Here is a 17,914-nt window from a genome sequence, read left to right as displayed (position 1 = left end):
CAAAAACCAACCGACTGTAGGAACCGTGGAAGACCGTCAAGATCAGGAAGAAATCTACTCTCAACGCATTAAAGCTGGCAAGCGCACGTACTTCTTCGACGTGAAGGCAACGCGCGGCCAGGACTACTATCTCACCATCACGGAAAGCAAGCGTAAGCTCCGCGACGACGATACTTTCTCGTACGAGAAGCACAAGATCTTCCTGTATAAAGAGGACTTCGCTAAGTTCGTAGATGCGTTGCAGGACGCCGTTGATTATGTGCGCGAAGAACTTCTCTCGCCCGAGGAAGTAGCGGAGCTTGACCGCCCGCGCCAGTACAACGACGACCAGTACAACGGTCGCGACGACAACTTCTAGCCTCCTCTGCCTATCGAAGCAAACACTTACGCCTTCGCTTTCGCAGCGCGCACTTACCTAGGTAGGTGCGCGCTGTTTGCATTCTAGCCTCTCGCAGCGGCCAGGATCGCTTACCGAAAAGGCTGAACCTAGGGGCATTGATGTCGGCCACCGTGCTTTCCCCGAAAAACAGCCGTACCTTTGCCCCCAAATCAGGCCCATCGCCTTGGTTTATTCACTCAGTCACTCAGTTACTCAGTCACTCTATTATGGGTCTCCGCTGCGGAATTGTGGGCTTGCCAAACGTGGGCAAATCCACCTTGTTCAACGCCCTTTCGAATGCCAAGGCCGAATCGGCCAACTATCCTTTCTGTACCATCGAGCCCAACGTGGGCGTCATCACCGTGCCCGACGAGCGTCTCCAGATTCTGGAAGGAATCGTGAAGCCGAAGCGCGTGGTGCCCACTATCGTGGAGTTCGTCGATATTGCCGGTCTGGTGAAAGGCGCCAGCAAAGGCGAAGGGCTAGGCAATAAATTTCTGGCTAACATCCGCGAGGTAGATGCCATCATTCACGTGGTACGCTGCTTCGATGACCCTAACATTGTGCACGTGGCGGGCGGCGTCGATCCTGCGTTCGACAAAGATGTTATTGACAATGAGTTGCAACTCAAAGACCTCGAGAGCATCGACAAAAAGCTAGCGAAGTCGGAGCGCTCAGCCAAGAGCGGCGACGCGAAAGCCAAGAAGGAAGTGGTGTCGCTGACGCGCTTCAAAGATCACTTGGAAGCTGGCAACAATGCCCGTTCCCTTGCCGCCACTGAAGACGACCTAGAGGCAGTAGAAGACTTGCAGCTGCTCACCATTAAGCCCGTTATCTACGTGGCCAACGTGGACGAAGCCAGCATTCAGAGCAACGGCAACAAGTTCGTGGATGCGCTGCGGGAGCACGTGAAAAGCGAAAATGCGCAGATCGTGGTGGTATCCGCCGCCATTGAGTCGCAGATTGCCGAGATGGAAGACCCCGACGAGAAGGAAATGTTCCTCGGCGAATACGGCTTGAAAGAGTCAGGTCTGAACCGCCTCATCCGGGCCTCTTACGACCTCCTCAACCTCATCACCTACTTCACCGCCGGTGAGCAAGAAGTCCGCGCCTGGACCGTGCACCGCGGCGATAAAGCCCCCGCTGCGGCCGGCGTCATCCACTCCGACTTTGAGAAAGGCTTTATCCGCGCCGAGGTAATCAAGCTAGCTGACTACCAAGAGTACAAGACAGAAGCGAAGATCAAGGAAGCCGGCAAAATGGCCGTGGAAGGCAAAGAATACGTGGTGCAGGATGGCGACATTATGCACTTCCGCTTTAACGTCTGAACCACGGATTCGTCCGGATTAATCGGATTCCACGGATTTTGTAGACGATATCTTATAGCTTATGCGCCCTGGCCAGTTGGTCGGGGCGTTTTTGTTTTAGCGATATGCACTATAGTTGAGGATGCACGCCCAAAGTGACTGGCTGAAAACGTACCGAAGAGTTCTTTCTCTTGGGATGAGTAGTAATGCACTATCTGCTCTACTACGATACTGGTCAGCTTCTTATTGTTCAGCTTTCTTAAGATTATATGGGTAGTGTAGCTATTCAAGTAAAGGGAGTCCTAAAGCTGAATTTTAGGACTCCCTTATTACGGTCTAGCATTAAAGTCAATAGCCTTGTAGCCGATCAATAAGTCGGCGCGGGTGCCGGGTGGGCGGTAGTAGACGAGTAGGTCGTACTGGTTTTCGGTTTCTTGGTGGCTACCTTCGAAGTACACGTCGTCGGGGGCGGCGCCTTGCTTGCCTACCACGTAGTAATAATTGTAGTAGCCTTGCTTCAGCAGCGCTTTGCAGGTGTACTGCTGCGCTTCAGCATTGTAGGTCAGGCGAAACTCGTCCTTTATTTGCCAATCGGTGAGGGCGCCGAAGACATAGACGGGGCCAGGCGCAGCCTGCTCAGCGTGGAGTTGGAAGGTAACATTAGCGTAGTCTCCGTTGGTTTCGCCATTGCCGTACTCGCGATTATCGAATACGCGTTGGCCGTTGATGTCTTGGTACTGGGTGTAGTTCTGGCCGTTGCGTGTGGCTTCGGGCGTCAGGATAACTTCGCGGGGCGTGGCAGCCTGATCTAAATGGGCCATGCCGACCCCTAGCTGCCGCAACGAGCGGGTATCAAAAAACCGGAACTCGCTGCTGGCGGGGAAGGCATTCTCGAAATTGAAATATTGGTAATCTAATCGACGCTCGGCGTCGCGCACGAACGTAGGTTGTAAACCTATCTTGGCGTTGTCCCACCGAAAGTTCTGGCGCAGAATCACCTTCACTTCCTGGGTGGGGTTTACCAGCTCCATGCCGTTGTAGCGAATGCCGAAATCAACTTGCTGCAAGGTGTAGCGCTCGGAGCCTGCCACCGGAATGCCTTGAGCTAGGTTTACTTCCACGTTATTTTGATACACGAGCAAGCGGCGGCTCAGCAGCGGCGTGCCACCTTGCCCTTGCACTACCAGTAGATAGTTGCCGCTCAGCTTTACGCGCGGCACTTGCAGCTTGTAGTGGTAGTACGGCACCTTAGTGTTGATGGAAGTGCGATAATTCGTCAGCAGAAATTCGTTTATCTCGCTGAGAAACTGCATATCCGTCAATACCGAAGGTTTCCAATCGATGTCGCAATGGATAAGCTTGGCGGTAAGGCGTTGCGAGCCAGTATTTACTAGATCAAACTCTAGCTGAATTGGCTGCTCTTGGGAAAGCGGCACGACGGGCGGTTGGAAAATTTCGGTGTTCACGCCCGTGTACACGTAGCACTGCACCGAGCGCACGTTGGGGTCGTAGGTGTAATCCTGGTAGCGCAAGGCACGGTCGGCGTAGTACTCCGGGGGCTTTTGCTGGCCAGGCTGGCGGGCTGCGTTAGGGTCAGTAATGGGCGTGCCGAGCGGTACGCAGGCCGTGGCTAGAAAGAACAGAGCTAGGTAGCGGAGGTGGTGCATAGACAAATGTAGCGCGAAGCTCCTGCTTCACGCATCGTTAGAACGACAACTCTAAAACATCATAGCGCGAAGCTCCCGCTTCGCGCCTCATAGAACGACAGCATCAGAACGGCATTATTGTGGCTGTCACCATACGACGTCGTTCAACGAGCCGCAAAGCTCTAGCTTCGCGCAATATTGAACGACTTGCTTCTATCACTTACTAATAACAGCCACCAAAGATATATTTACTAAGATTTTTCTAAAATGAAACACCAGTTTGAATTCGTACAGGATAACCAAGGTTTACACCAACTCGGTGGTGACATTCCATTCAACTTCAAAATACCAGAAAATGAGTTTTTAGGCGGATTCCAATACCTAGGGTTTATTAATAATATGGATATCGCTTTCAATTGGCTACTGTTTCCTCTTCACCTAATATGCCCTATTTTCACAGACTTCGAATATTTGTTTCTAGATTATGAAAATCCAATGGCACCTAGGTTAATTCATCCACTAAATACCGCTGAAATCAGTACTGCTTATAATGAGCTAACGAAAGACTCCTATATCATTTATAATGAGAAAAACTTCTCACTAAAATCATTTAAAGGAATAAACGGTGATAATGAGTTTGAGGTCGTAGCTATTGCGGGCAAACCTTCTTGGACGCAATCCTCCAAAGCCCCTACTTGCCCAAAGTCGCAAAAAAAAATGAAATTTGTTTGCCAGCTAATGAGTAATGGGCCTCTAAAAGCAAAAGAGAAAAACGTTACAGGGCACAACGATTATTATGAAGAGCTTTTTACAAATCTAAATTTCTGGTGCGACGGAGATTTAAAAGTATTTTTTGAACCAACTTCAAAAGTTGCCTGCTATTTCATACAAAATACTTAATTACAACAGCAAAGAGCAGATGATGACATGTCTTCATCAACTCCGGATTAACATAGAAAGCCCCTCACCGAACAAAAGCAGCAACGCTTTCGTCTGACGAGGGGTTTTTAACTAAATCAAGCTAGCTTTTACACCAACTCTTCCCAACGCTTTGTCTGCGCGGCTAGCTCTTTTTTAACTTGCTCAAACTTCAACGTCGCGTCTTTGAGCTGCGCAGCGTTGTTATAGGTGCTAGGGTCGGCCAGTTGGGCTTCGTACTGGGCCAGTTCTTTTTCCAGCTTGGTAATGCGAGCTTCTACCTCCGCCAGTTCCCGGTTATTTTTGGAGCTGCTGTTCGTGCTAGCTGATTTGGCCGGCTCGGGTTTCGGCGCGGCTTTGGCTGGGGCAGGCACGGTTAGAGCAGCTTTTTTGGCTGCCTTCTCCCGGTCTTCCTGCCACAGCTCATATTCCTCGTAGGTGCCGGGATACTCCTTGAGCTGATAATCTTCGATAAACCAGATCTTGTTGGCCACGTTTTCCACAAAGAACCGGTCGTGACTAATCACGATGTACGTGCCTTCGTACTGCTCTAGGGCCTGGATCAGGATGTTCACCGACTGCATATCCAAGTGGTTGGTCGGTTCGTCGAGCAGCAGGAAGTTGGCTTCTGAAATCAGGGTCTTTGCCAGCGCTACGCGGCTTTTCTCGCCCCCCGATAGCACCTTGATTTTCTTATAAACCTCTTCGCCGGTGAACAGGAAGGAACCTAGCACTGAGCGCAGTTCCATCTCGTTACGGCGCGAGCCAGCCTCGTTCATCTCCTGAATAATCTCGTTGTCTACGTTCAGCGACTCGAGCTGGTGCTGGGCGTAGAAGGCCATAATCACGTTGTGGCCAAGCTGGTGGTTGCCGTTGGAAGGCGATTCTTGCCCAGCTACTAAGCGCATGAGCGTCGATTTGCCTTTGCCGTTGGCTCCGATCAGCGCGATTTTGTCGCCGCGCTCAATGTGCACGTGCGTGTCACGGAAGATGATTTTTTCGCCGTATTTCTTGCCCACGTGCTCCATGCGCAAGATGTGGCGCCCCGGCTGCACCGTGAAGTTGAACTTGATATTCACGCGAGCATCGTCGCCGGCGACGTCGTCGATGCGCTCCAGCTTGTCCAGCATTTTCATGCGACTCTGGGCCTGCTTGGCTTTGCTAGCTTTAGCTTTGAAGCGCTCAATAAAACGCTCCGCCTGCTTGATCTGCGCCTGCTGGTTTTCGAAAGCGCCTTTCTGAATCAGGTTACGCTCCTCTTTCTCTTCCAGATAAAAGCTGTAGTTACCAGCATAGGGCACCAGCTTGCCGCCCGTCACCTCCACCGTCGTGTTAGTGGTGCGGTCCAGGAATTCCCGGTCGTGGCTCACGATAATAACGGCGCCTTCGTAACCAGCTAGGTAGTTCTCAATCCACTTGATACTGGGCAAGTCCAAGTGGTTGGTTGGTTCGTCGAGCAGCAGCAGTGAGGGTTGCTGCAACAGGATTTTGGCCAGCATCACGCGCATGCGCCACCCACCCGAAAACTGCTTCAGCGGCTTCTGTAGCTCCTCGGTCGTGAAACCTAGGCCTTCCAGAATTTCTTCGGCGCGGGCCTGCATGGTGTAGCCGCCCAGTGCCTCGAAGCGTTCCTGTAAGTCGGCGAGCTTATCGACGAGGTCGTCGGTGTAGTCGGTTTCAAACTTCAGCAGGATCTCATCAATCTGCTTTTGCAGGCGCAAAGCTTCCTCAAACGCCTGCATAGCCACAACCAAGATCGACTCATGCGAGTCGTAGCTGAGCAAGTCCTGGTTCAGGAAGCCGAGGGACACCTCTTTACCCATGCTGATGCTGCCCCCGTCGGGCTTGTACTCGCCCACCAAGATGCGCAGCAGCGTTGATTTGCCCCGGCCATTCAGGCCAATCAGGCCAATTTTGTCTTTGGGCTTTATGTGAAGGTTGGCTTTGTCGTAGAGCGTACGCGAGCCAAAATGGAAGTCTAGATCGGTAATAGAAATCATCCTGCTTTGCTATGAGGATACAAAGATACTATCTATCAGTTGTGCTAGGGTAAGAACTACGAGTTCCAATGAGGCAGGGCGCCAGCAAATTGTTGTTGGGCTCAAGCAGTTGCGCTAGGTATCTTCTTTCTTAAGCGCTTACCTAGCTAGTGCAAGCTTAGGTATAACAAAAGCACTACTGCCTAAGTGCCACCCCGCTAGGAACAAGACCTAGCTACACAACAAGCAACGTTCCTACCATTTTTCATTTCTTGTATCGCGGGTAGCGGTAGGCGCACTAGCTACTTAATATTAGGCTGAAAACTAGTAGCTTACCACCAGCTCCAAACCCATCTTCTCGCTTTTCCCCTCTGCTGACTTATGGCTCTGTCATTTCGCCTGCTCCTCTTCTTCTTGCTAGGCCTATGGGGCACAACGGCTTTGGCGTCGCCCGCTCTGGCAGCGCCCGCGGCTGTTCTAGCTGCGCCCCCCGCTTTCGACGTCGAGGCGGCCACCCAGCGCTACCTCGATACCTTATCGCCGGCGCAGAAAGCAAAATCAGATGCTTACTTTGAAGGGGGCTACTGGCTGCTGCTCTGGGGCGTGCTCTACGATATAGCAGTAGCTGGCGTGTTTCTAGGCCTAGGACTCTCGGCGCGGATTCGCGGGTGGCTGCGAGGAATCCGAAGCGAAAACCTACGCAATTTGCTCTACGCGGCCGTGTACTTGCTATTGGCCGCGGTGCTGAGCTTTCCGTGGACGGTGTATACGGGCTTCTTTCGGGAGCACCAATACGGTTTGTCAAACCAGACCTTCGGTGCCTGGTTTTCTGAGGCGCTTATTGGGCTAGCTTTATCAGTAGTCATTGGCAGCCTGCTTATTATGTTGCTCTACCTAGCCATCCGGAGAGTGGGAAAGAATTGGTGGCTATGGGGTACGGGCCTAACGGTTATCTTTTTAATTATCGGTGTATTTCTCGCCCCAATCTTTATTAGTCCTCTATTCAACAAGTACACCCCCCTACCACCTAGCCCCATTCAAGAGAGTATCCTGTCGATGGCGCGGGCCAACTTAGTGCCGGCCACCAACGTGTACCTGGTAGATGCCTCGCGGCAAAGCAAGCGCATCAGTGCCAACGTGAGTGGCCTTGGCAGCACCATTCGAATTTCTTTGAACGACAACCTCCTGAAACGCAGTACCCCCGCCGAAATCCAGGGCGTGATGGGGCACGAGCTAGGTCATTATGTGCTGAATCATATTGTGAAAGGCTTGATCTTCTTCAGTCTACTGGTGCTGCTCGGTTTTGTACTAGTCAACTGGGCTTTTCAGCGGTTAGTCGCTCGTTATGGTGCGCGCTGGGGCATTGCTGGGCTAGCCGACATTGGCGGGTTGCCGTTGCTGCTGGTATTGTTTTCGGTGTATAGCTTCCTGATTACGCCGGCCACGAACACCATCGTTCGGGTGAGTGAGATAGAGGCCGATCAATTTGGTCTGAATGCAGCCCGGCAACCCGATGGTTTCGCCTCTGTGGCTATGAAACTCTCCGAGTACCGCAAGATTTCGCCGGGGCCCTGGGAGGAAATCATTTTTTTCGACCATCCTAGTGGCCATACCCGCGTGCGCACTGCCATGCAGTGGAAAGCCGAGCACCTAGGGAACAAGCAATGACATTTTTCACCGAACTACATAAGTATAGCTAGCAACTGGCGGAACCATGTGGCACGGCTACACAACTATTTTTGGGTAAGCGAGTAGGAGGATAATCTCTGCCTCCTCTCCCCCTAACCCACCACCTTATGCTCCGATCCTTTTACCGCGAGCAGCACCGCCTTGCGCTAGCTACTGCCAGTTTATTTCTAATGCTAGGCTTGAGTTGCTGCGGCATAGGAGAACAGGTACAACAGGCGAAGGCCTTCAAAGATGCGGACTTTCGCCTCGCCTCTATTGAGCAAGCCACCGTTTCGGGCGTCGATGTATTGCACATCCGTAAGCCGAGCGACCTAAGTATCCTCGACCAAGCGCGCCTTGCCACTTCGTATGCCTCCGGCAACCTGCCTCTGCGCATGCGCGTGAACCTGGAAGTGCGAAACCCAAATACCGAAACCGCTGCACTCAACGAGCTAGATTATATTGCCCTTATTGATGGCAAGCAGGTAGCTACGGGGCACACCACCGAGCGCATCGAAGTCGCGCCGAATGGTGGCCTCGCTACAGTGCCCGTCACGCTGGAAAGCAACCTGCGCGAAACGTTAGGGAAGCAATCGGGCGAGAGCCTAACCAACTTTGTGCTGGGCTTAGCTGACCGCGACCAGCAAGCCATGCGCTTGACGCTACGCCTGCGGCCTACCTTTGTCACGGCCGGTGGGCGCCATATTGCACCCGTTGGCTACATCAACGTAAATAAAGACTTCACGACTACCCAAGTCCTTGACGCCGTAGGTCGCCGCGACTCGCTTAACCGTCGTCCGTAGCTAGCACACCGCCCGCAAAACCTAGCCTCTTACCAGCACTCACCGGCCAGTACCAATAGGCGTGTAGTATTGCAAAGGTGCTCCACGAGGCAGATGAGGTTGCCTCGTGCGCCTTAGGCTAGGTATGCCTCAACTTGTCGTAAGCTCTTGCTGGTTTTGCTCACGTATTAGCATTGTTATAATTGAACGTGACAATACAATTTTATAGGCAAAAAGTTTTATTAATTACAATTAATTTAGTTTTAATCCTATTATTCTCCTTCGGCATTACCTTTGCGTTCGAAAAAGCTAGCGTCAGGCCCTAAGGGTTTACAGCCAGAAATGCTGTTCGATTTCTTTTTTCTCACTGCTCCCGTTTTTTCCTACGGAGCAGCTTATCCCGGCAGCTTTCTTAGCGTATAGGGCGTGGCGCAGGCCGCACGCTACGCGTATTTTATTACCCGAATTACATGGCTTCTAAGAACTTACATTTACCACCGCCTTCTCCCTGGCAGCGCCTCACGCGCATGCTCGATACCGAACGTCGCTCCATTCGTTACATCATCTTCTACGCCATCCTGATGGGCCTAATCAGCCTGACGCTGCCCCTGGGCACGCAGGCGGTGTTCAACCTAGTGTCGACGGGTGCTGTGTTTGCCTCCACCTACATTCTAATTGGGGTAGTGGTGCTCGGTGTGCTGCTAGGAGGCTTCTTGCTTATTGGGCAGATGACTTTGGTGGAAGCCATTGAGCAGCGGCTATTTGCCAAAGCAGCAGTTGAGTTTGCCTACCGCTTTCCACGCATTCAGCCCGCCGCACTGGACGGAGAGAACCCACCAGAACTGGTCAACCGCTTCTTCGACATCCTGACGGTGCAGAAAAGCCTAACGAAGATCCTGATTGACTTGATGTTCGCGGCCATTCAGATTCTCTTTGGCGTCATCGTTCTCTCGTTCTATCATCCTGTTTTCATTGGTTTTGGCTTGTTCACCCTAACGATGATCATGCTGATCTACCTGCTGAATTATCGCCGGGCGCTCCGCACGAGTTTGGAAGAATCGTCGTACAAGTACAAAACTGTGGATTGGCTGGAACAGGTGGCCAACGCGTTGCCCGAGTACCGCAACAGTGCTGAACAGCAACACCGTGCCATGCAGCGCACCGACGAGCTGACCGCCGATTACTTGCACGCGCGCAACGACCACTTCCGGGTGCTGAAGCAATACTTCGGCTGGTCGGTGGCGCTGCGCACCGTGCTCACGGGTGGACTACTGATTGCGGGTACCTTGTTCGTGGTGTCGCGCCAAATGACCCTAGGTCAGTTTGTAGCCGCTGAGGTACTTATCGTGCAGATTAGCAACTCCATCGAGAAGCTGGTTACGGGCGTTAGTACTGTATTTGATATCCTGACCGGCGTAGAAAAGCTAGCCGTGGTAACGGATTTACCCCTCGACGAAAAAAAGACAACGGAAGCGCATGCTTAACTTATCGAACCAGAACGTAGACGACGCTATCTGGGACAAGGAGCTTGGTCGTTCCCAGAAAGAACTCCTCGACCCGAAGGGCGGCCGCCGCATTGGCCGCGTAATGACGGTGGTAGGTATCGTGTTTCTCATCATTTTGTTTTTGCCCTGGCGCCAAACCATTGAAGGCACTGGCAGCCTAACCACCCTTAGCCCCCAAGACCGCCCCCAAACCGTACAAAACGCCATTGCGGGTCGTATCGAACAATGGAATGTGCGCGAAGGGCAGCTGGTACAGAAAGGGGATACGCTACTGATTATCTCCGAAATCAAGGATGAATACTTCGACCCCAACTTGCCGCTGCGCCTGCGCGAGCAGCTAACCGCAAAGCGCGGTGCGACCTCCGCATACGCCGCCAAAATCAGGGCGACAGATCAGCAGCTCACGGCTTTGCGCACTACCCTGAATGTGCAACTATCGGCGGCGCGCAACCGCGTGACCCAAGCTCGCAACACCGTCTCGATCGACAGTGCCGACTTGGTAGCGGTAAACAACTCCTTTCAGATTGCGCAGGCGCGACTGGCCCGCTACGAAGCCGGCTACAAGAACGGCTTGTTCTCGCTAACGGACATCGAAACGCGGCGCCTGAAGTTGCAGGAAGACCTAGCGAAGGTGACGGCCCAACGCAACAAGCTACTGAACTCGCGGCAGTCGCTTGCCAACGCCACCATTGAGCTAGCCAACCTACGCGCCAAGTACGAGCAGGACATCGCCAAAACCCTATCCGACCGCAGTTCGGCCGTATCGAGCCTAGCGGGTTCGGAGGGAGAAGTAGCGTCGTTGCGCAATAAGATCAGCAACGTAGATGTGCGCCGAGGCCTGTATGTAGTGCGGGCACCGCAGGCGGGCTTTGTAGTCCGGACGCTCAAAGCCGGTATTGGCGAAACAATTAAAGAAGGTGAGTCCATTGCTACGCTGCAACCCGATGCGCCCGTGTTGGCGGCCGAGTTATACGTGCGCGCCATGGATGTGCCGCTTATCCAGCGCGGGCGCACGGTGCGCTTGCAGTTCGACGGCTGGCCGGCAGTGCAGTTTTCGGGGTGGCCTTCGGTCGCCGTGGGCACATTCGGCGGCACCGTCACGGTGATTGATGTGGTGAGCACCACCAGTGGCAAATACCGCCTGCTGGTGCGCCCCAAGCTCGATAGCAAAAATAAAGACGGCGCTTGGCCAGCGCAGCTGCGCCTAGGCTCGGGCGTGTACGGCTGGGTGATTCTAGACTCCGTGCCGGTATGGTACGAAATCTGGCGTCAGCTCAACGGCTTCCCTCCTAGCCTGCAAGCGGCCCCCGATGATGCTCCCGTTAAAGACAAAGCTGATAAAAAACAGGCATGATGAAGCGCTTTCTAGTTAGGGGCTTCTTTCGACGGTGGTTGCTTTTACTCAGTCCCATCGCCCTGGTTTTTAGCGCCCACTCCCAGCAAAAGGCCCTGCCGGTGAGTCCGCCCGGCACGGGTGCGCCGGCGCCGCTGGAATCGCACCAGCTCGCCGCCGACCGGTTGCCCACCGACACCGCGCGGGTATTTTCGCTGCAAGATCTCGCAGATTTGGTCTTCGCCAACCACCCCGTGGTGAAGCAAGCTGCCCTGCTCAGCGCCGACGCCCAAGCGCAAGTGCAGCAGGCCCGCGGCGGCTTCGACCCCAAGCTAGCTTCTGGCTTCGACCGGAAGCTATTTGGCGGTACCGATTACTATAACCTGTGGGCCAATGAATTGAAAGTACCACTGTTGCCCGGCGGCATCGACCTGAAGGCCGGCTACGACCGCATGGTGGGCACCTACGTCAACCCCGAGCACCGCACGCCACTCAACGGCTTAGCCGCGGTGGGCATATCGGTGCCGCTCGGCCAAGGCTTGCTGATTGATGCGCGCCGCAGCACCTTGCGCCAGGCCCGCATCCTGGTGACGGCGGCCGAGGCCGATAAGGTGAAACAGATCAACGAGGTGTGGCTGCAAGCCGTGAAAGACTACTGGAATTGGTACTACGCCTACCAACAGGCGGTGCTCATTCAGGAAGGTGTGGAGCTAGCCGACACGCGCTTTCAGGCCACTAGCCGGCGTGCCATCCTCGGCGACCAGGCCCCCATCGATTCGGTAGAAGCGCGCATCACGGTGCAAGACCGCCAAGTGCAGTCGGAACAGCTACAGGTAGAGCTGCAAAACGCCCGCCTCGTGCTGTCGAACCACTTATGGAACAAAGAGGCCCAGCCCGCGGAGTTACCCACCTACGCCGTGCCCCAGGTACCGCGCCTGAACGCGGTGGATACCACACAGTTTGCGCAGCTGCGCGACCTAGCTGCCAACCGCCACCCGACCCTCATTAAGCTCGACGCCAAGATTCGGCAGCTCGGCATTGAGGAGCGTTACCAGCGGGAAATGCTCAAGCCGGTCATCAACGTGAGCGGCAGCCTGCTCAGCCGCGGCGACTTCTACCGTCCCGAGATGCCCGCTTACTACGACATCGGCTGGAACAACTACAAGCTAGGGGTCGATTTTGCGTTTCCGCTGTTTCTACGCAAAGAGCGTGGCAAGCTCCAGCAAACGCGCCTCAAGGTCCAGGACGCTACCCTGGAACAGCAGCAAAGCCGCCGCACAATTCTGAACCAAGTCAACGCGGTGTATAACACGCTTAAAGCATACGAGCGTCAGCTTACGCTACAGGCCCAAACGATTGCCAGCCAACGCACGCTGCTGCAAGCCGAGCTACAGAAGTTTGAGCTAGGTGAAAGCACTATCTTCCTGGTTAACAGTCGGGAAACCAAACTGATCGACTTGCGGCTTAAACAGGAAAGCATGCGCGCTAGCTACGAAAAGACGCTGGCCGAACTGTATTACTACGCCGGCACTCGCACCCTAGGTGCCGAGCCGAACGCTGAATAAGTCCGCATAGCACGCCAGGTTTTGGGAGCTACTACAAGCACTTGTGGTAGCTCTTTTCTTTGCAGGAGGTTATTCAGGAAGTAGTCTGCCGAGCCACTTCTATACCTAGGTTTCATTGCGCATGAGCAAGCCTCAACAACCTCTAGTTTTCTCATCTTGTGTGCTCGTCGATTACGGTGTGCACAAGGTTACGACGGATGGCGCACACGCAGCAGGGGAAATCAAGACAAATAGCAGAGCCATATGCGACTACCTGCCGCTGTTTCCAGTCGATGCGAGGCGCTTTTTCAACCGCTTCGAGGTGTGCGCCTCCTGTCTTCTCCCTTGGGCAAAAGAAAAAGACAACCCACTATTTTAGCCGTCCCGTAGCGAAATCACTTGCTGGGTATTGGCCGATGAACTTTTCCCGCCAGCACCCTACAGGAATTTTCCGAGCCGATGCGCATGTTCCCCCGTGCTCATCGGCCCGCACTCACTTACCAAATGAGGGAAGAATCATTTTACCTTTTACCCTATGCGAACCCGACTGCGGCGCCACGCACGCCGAATTAAGGTGGTTGTTTACCAGGAAACTTTATTTGACTATAAAGAGCATCTCTGGACCTTTCTTGGTGCCTTCGTTGGCATTGGGCTGGTGGGCTTGCTTAGTCAATACCAGCTTGCCCCGGCGGATGCGCCCTTACTCATCGGTTCGTTTGGGGCCTCTTCAGTCCTGATTTATGGCGTCATCAACAGCCCGCTGGCGCAGCCTCGCAACTTAGTGGGCGGACACGTACTTAGTGCCTTTATCGGCGTGACGATACACCACCTCATTCCGCAAGAACTGTGGCTGGCAGCAGCACTGGCTGTGTCGCTCGCTATTGTGGGCATGCAAATCACCAAAACGCTGCACCCACCCGGCGGGGCCACCGCGCTGATTGCCATCATTGGTTCGCCTCAACTAAAGGCCCTGGGCTACTGGTACGTATTGATGCCCGTGCTGACGGGAGTACTCTTGCTGCTACTAGTCGCCGTGGTTATCAATAACCTAACGCCCACCCGCCAGTACCCGGCCAACAAGAATTGGTATCGTTTCTGGCAGCGCACATACGGGAGCCATTGAGCCACCGCCAAACGATTTCATTAACACTGCGCCCAGCCACAGAGCCCCACCTAGTGACCTAGGTGGGGCTCTGTGGCTGAGCTTCAGCACAAGCTAGGCCAGCGGGTTCCTGTTGCGACATCGCTGGCGTTCATCGTGCGGTCTTCCTCGTCTTTCGTCTTGAATTTGCCTTTACTACGAAAGGCATGTTGACGCTTCCCCTACTTGCCGGGTGTTACACCCCACTGCTCATTCGGTTGGGGGCCCATGGTAAGCACAAGTGAGCCGCCTTGTAGTAACTCAACCGCCGGGAAATGGAAGGAGCGCAGCGGCTTGCCATTGAGTGTGGCAGCCTGCACGTACAGATTATGGCGGGAGGCTCCTTTCGCCTCAATCGTAAACTTCCTGCCCCGCCCGAACCGCTGACCTAGGTCAATTTCCACTTTGGGATACAGCGGACTGCCAATCTCATATACTGGCGTAGCACTGCTGCCCCCGTCGGTTTGAAACAAGCCGAGAGCTGCCATCACCAGCCACGCGCTCATCTGCCCTTGGTCTTCATCACCTAGGTAGGCGTTGCCCACACCATAACCGTAGTAGCGTTGCAGAATCGAGCGACTCCATTTTTGGGTAGACCAGGGCTTGCCGGCCCAGTTAAATAAGAAGGCAAAGTGCATCGATTGCTGGTTGCCCTGCACCACGGGATAGTTCCAATACTGGTCGTTCAGGCCGTTGTAGCGCCACGGCTCACTTTCCCGGAAGCCCCATTCTAACCGGTCAAGAAAGGCCTGCCTACCGACTCGGTTGATCAACGCGGGCACGTCTTGCGGCACAAAAAACGTGAGCTGCCAGGCGTTGCCCTCCACGTACTCTTCGTTGGCCCCACTGCGAAAAGGATCAAAGTTTTTGGTCCACTTCCCGGTGCGTAGGCGGGTGTGGCTATAGCCCGCACTATCTAGGGTGTTCTGCCACCAGTACCCGCGCGCGTTAAATTGCTGGTATATGGCAGGCTTACGAAGCGCTTTGGCCAGCTGCCCCACCGTCCAGTCATCAAACGAATATTCCAGGGAGTTAGAAAACCGGCCTAGGTCCGAAGGCACGTAGTGGTAACGCTCGTAGGCTACTAGGTCCCGGTTGCCGGCAAAGCCCGTAAATACTTTCTGCGCCGGAGTTGTCTGCATCTTGACGGCGGCAGCTAGCACCTTGTTCGCGTCGAAATCTCGGATGCCCATTTGGTAGGCGGCCACCATCTGTGGGATTTCGTGCTCGGCTACCATCACCGGAATGTAATTCATGCCGGCCGGCCCCTTGGCCAACCAGCCGTACGCGTCGTAAAGCGCCAGCTGCGACCGGACCCACCGGCTGCTCCACTCCGGCGTAACGAGGTTCCACACTTGATTTAGGTTCCAGAAGGTGTTCCAAAAGGCATCACATCCCAGCGCTACGTCGTCGGGCTGCGGCAGGCGGTGTACTTGGCCATCGGTGCCGCGCCATTCTCCGTTGGTATCGCTCCAGGTGTTGCGGCTGCAAATGGACCGGTATAGGGCATTGTAAAAACGCGTCTTTTCCAGCCGGTTGGTGGTACTAATGCGCACCCGATTGAATAGTTCGTTCCAAGTAGTGAGCTGGTGTTGGCGGACAGCCTCAAAGCGCCAGCCAAACGGTCCGGTTACTTCGGTTTGCAGGTTTTGCTTGGCGTTGGCAATGCTGACCAGCGAAAGGCCCGACCGCACCTGTACTACTGGGTGTTGTGCGGCGTCAAACTCAGCAAACAAGCCCGCTTCTTTCAAGTCTTTCGCGGCGAAGGTGGTGCCGTACTGAATTTGGTTGTTTAACCAGCCGCCAAGGCGCTTGATGGGTTGGTCGAACTCCACGACGAAGTGCAGGGTATAATCTTGCGAGGCGTCGTTGCTCCACACACCGGGCGAAAACTGGTGAATGGCGCCTTCCAAGCGATACGCATTTACCTGAGTGACTTTCACTTCTTTGAGTTGGTAGTCGTACTCGGATGGGATGTGGAAATCGAGCAGCACGCGGGCACTGTCCCGGTCGCGGGGGAAGGTAAACCGCTCAAATCCGCACCGGGTGGTTGCCGTGACTTCCGCTTTAATTCCGTAGTCGGCTAGCTGTACCTTATAGTAGCCAATAGGAGCCTCCTCGGTTTTCTTATCAATGCGCGAGCGGTAGCCCGATTCCGGCCGCAGCTCATCGCCCATGGTGGTTTGCAGCTTGCCGTTCGTAGCGAACACACCGAGGCCAGCCATGGTCCATTCGTGGATGTGGCTGAAGGTGCCCACGCTCTCATAAGTGGGCTGGTACCCCGCTTGCCAGCCCCCGTTTTGATTGTCGGGGCTCATCTTCACCATGCTAAAGGGCATCCACGGTCCCGGCGCAATCATCCACCGAGAGTGCGCCGTTCCCATGCGGGTATCCACGTAGTCTGCAAGGGTTTGTACTCTCTGCCGGGCCCGGTTCACGACGCCCTCCTGAATAATTTTCCCGTTTTCCAGGATGGCATAGTGGCTTTGCTTAGGCGTCGTCACGGCCGACATTGGCGCTTCAAACTCGTACGCTCCTGTTTCTACCTTTTCGCTGAAAACGGTTTTATGGTCCAGCTGCACACTTAGGGTAGGTGTGCCCGCTACGTGCTGCACGGCAACCAGCAACGGTTGCTGGCGCTGCCCCTGGGCCGTAAGTTCATACGGGGCGGGGGCTGCGTTGCGCACAAACAACTGCTGGGGCGCTTGGACAGCTACGCCCGCCGGACCAACTAAGCTCACTTGGTCAAACAGGATCCAAGAGCCCTCCGTTACGGTGATGACAACGCTGTTGCCACCTTGCTTGAGCACCCCGTTATCAAGCGGAATTTCGATGACTTGGGGAGTGGCCGCAGCTAGGTTGCCGCTGATAGCAGCTGTATCAACGGGGCTCTCGGTCATCGTGGGGCGGCGCTGCTGGCGGATATCGTGCCCGGCCGCGCTCAACTGCACCTTGGTATTTTGGTCGTTGATGCTCACGCTGAGAAGCGGCAGAAACGTTTTGGCGTAGTCTGCTAAGCGAATGACAAGCTTGTACGTACCGGCGGCAGGTAGTTTTGGGAGAGCAAAAAGCAGGTTTACTTGATTTGTTCGCCATCCTGCCGTACTCCAGGTCCCGCCCCAGGTGTCTACCGGGCCAGGCAGCACATACGGGAAATCCCGCTGCTCTTTTGAAGTGCCAATGAAGAAGCATTTGTCTTCATAGCCAAAGTCTTGGCCCACAAACTTTCGAAAGCCATTTGGAGCTAGGGCAAACTCCGCCCCAGACTGATCCGCCCTGCCTACTTGCCAGATAACGTTTTGAGTTGCTTGGGCGCGGGCAGCGCCTACTCCGCCAAGAAGCAACACCAGCCAGAAAAGAATCTTTGTCATGCGTATCGTATCCAAGAGCCGGGCAGAAATAGTGGTAAGCAAAGAGCCAAGAGGTGCTAGGCTAGGTACTTGTTCTTTTTACACAGGAATTATCTTCAAAATAATGGGCAGCTGTTTTGAATTGCTTTAGTCTTATCCTCTCTCCTACTGTATGTTATTGAGCGTAGCAGCTAATCTATACAATACAGACAACCTCGTAGCAGAAAGATGATACTGGTGATTTTTTGACCTTATCTGCTTTGGCGAAGCAACGGCTAGAATGACGAAGTAAAAGTTATTTTGATCGTTTGATACCTAAAAGAACATTTTATTAGCAATATTTACAACCACTACTCATCGGC

The 17,914-nt window shown here is 54.1% G+C and carries 13 protein-coding genes; 10 read left to right on the top strand and 3 right to left on the bottom strand.

The features are described from left to right. The first annotated feature begins 25 nt into the window (after positions 1-25). Together BXP70_RS10255 and ychF are read left to right on the top strand one after the other, a co-directional pair. The gene (locus BXP70_RS10255) at positions 26-358 is read left to right on the top strand and encodes a DUF3276 family protein (RefSeq protein WP_086594186.1); all 333 of its coding nucleotides are present in this window, start codon (positions 26-28) and stop codon (positions 356-358) included. Between the two features lie 248 nt (positions 359-606). Next, positions 607-1,707 (top strand): redox-regulated ATPase YchF, encoded by a 1,101-nt coding sequence (gene ychF, locus BXP70_RS10250; protein WP_086593974.1) that lies wholly within the window; start codon positions 607-609, stop codon positions 1,705-1,707. Between the two features lie 308 nt (positions 1,708-2,015). On the opposite strand, the gene BXP70_RS10245 is transcribed toward ychF, so the two are convergent. Continuing rightward, on the bottom strand, positions 2,016-3,353 hold the full coding sequence (locus BXP70_RS10245; RefSeq protein WP_086593973.1) for a type IX secretion system plug protein: 1,338 nt from the start codon (positions 3,351-3,353) through the stop codon (positions 2,016-2,018). Between the two features lie 246 nt (positions 3,354-3,599). On the opposite strand from BXP70_RS10245, the gene BXP70_RS10240 reads away from it, so the two are divergent. Then, on the top strand, positions 3,600-4,232 hold the full coding sequence (locus BXP70_RS10240; protein ID WP_086593972.1) for a hypothetical protein: 633 nt from the start codon (positions 3,600-3,602) through the stop codon (positions 4,230-4,232). Between the two features lie 128 nt (positions 4,233-4,360). Here the strand turns inward: BXP70_RS10240 and BXP70_RS10235 are convergent, their stop codons facing one another. Then, positions 4,361-6,250: an ABC-F family ATP-binding cassette domain-containing protein gene (locus BXP70_RS10235; protein ID WP_086593971.1), complete on the bottom strand. Its 1,890-nt coding sequence runs from the start codon at positions 6,248-6,250 to the stop codon at positions 4,361-4,363. Positions 6,251-6,610: 360 nt separating this feature from the next. On the opposite strand from BXP70_RS10235, the gene BXP70_RS10230 reads away from it, so the two are divergent. The 7 genes from BXP70_RS10230 to BXP70_RS10205 all read left to right on the top strand — a co-directional run bounded on the left by BXP70_RS10230 (position 6,611) and on the right by BXP70_RS10205 (position 14,184). Further along, a complete protein-coding gene (locus tag BXP70_RS10230; protein WP_086593970.1) occupies positions 6,611-7,897 on the top strand; it encodes a M48 family metallopeptidase in 1,287 nt (428 codons plus the stop codon). Between the two features lie 128 nt (positions 7,898-8,025). Continuing rightward, positions 8,026-8,700: a hypothetical protein gene (locus tag BXP70_RS10225; RefSeq protein ID WP_086593969.1), complete on the top strand. Its 675-nt coding sequence runs from the start codon at positions 8,026-8,028 to the stop codon at positions 8,698-8,700. Positions 8,701-9,149: 449 nt separating this feature from the next. Beyond that, a complete protein-coding gene (locus BXP70_RS10220) occupies positions 9,150-10,163 on the top strand; it encodes an ABC transporter transmembrane domain-containing protein (RefSeq protein ID WP_086593968.1) in 1,014 nt (337 codons plus the stop codon). Further along, positions 10,156-11,538 (top strand): HlyD family secretion protein, encoded by a 1,383-nt coding sequence (locus tag BXP70_RS10215; RefSeq protein WP_086593967.1) that lies wholly within the window; start codon positions 10,156-10,158, stop codon positions 11,536-11,538. Before BXP70_RS10220 ends, BXP70_RS10215 begins: the two co-directional genes overlap by 8 nt. Beyond that, positions 11,535-13,082, top strand: coding sequence for a TolC family protein (locus tag BXP70_RS10210; protein ID WP_245849593.1), 1,548 nt, complete (start codon positions 11,535-11,537; stop codon positions 13,080-13,082). The genes BXP70_RS10215 and BXP70_RS10210 overlap by 4 nt, the downstream gene beginning before the upstream one ends. Before the next feature lie 121 nt (positions 13,083-13,203). Further along, positions 13,204-13,440: a hypothetical protein gene (locus BXP70_RS29455; RefSeq protein WP_143436446.1), complete on the top strand. Its 237-nt coding sequence runs from the start codon at positions 13,204-13,206 to the stop codon at positions 13,438-13,440. Between the two features lie 156 nt (positions 13,441-13,596). After that, positions 13,597-14,184: an HPP family protein gene (locus tag BXP70_RS10205; RefSeq protein WP_086593965.1), complete on the top strand. Its 588-nt coding sequence runs from the start codon at positions 13,597-13,599 to the stop codon at positions 14,182-14,184. A gap of 200 nt (positions 14,185-14,384) precedes the next feature. On the opposite strand, the gene BXP70_RS10200 is transcribed toward BXP70_RS10205, so the two are convergent. Then, positions 14,385-17,573 (bottom strand): GH92 family glycosyl hydrolase, encoded by a 3,189-nt coding sequence (locus tag BXP70_RS10200; RefSeq protein ID WP_086593964.1) that lies wholly within the window; start codon positions 17,571-17,573, stop codon positions 14,385-14,387. Between the last annotated feature and the right edge of the window lie 341 nt (positions 17,574-17,914).

The sequence above is a fragment of the Hymenobacter crusticola genome, from assembly GCF_002154225.1.
Taxonomy (GTDB): Bacteria; Bacteroidota; Bacteroidia; order Cytophagales; family Hymenobacteraceae; genus Hymenobacter; species Hymenobacter crusticola.
The sequence above is the reverse complement of the archived record's forward strand: the minus strand, read 5'-3'. Positions and strand labels throughout refer to the sequence as shown.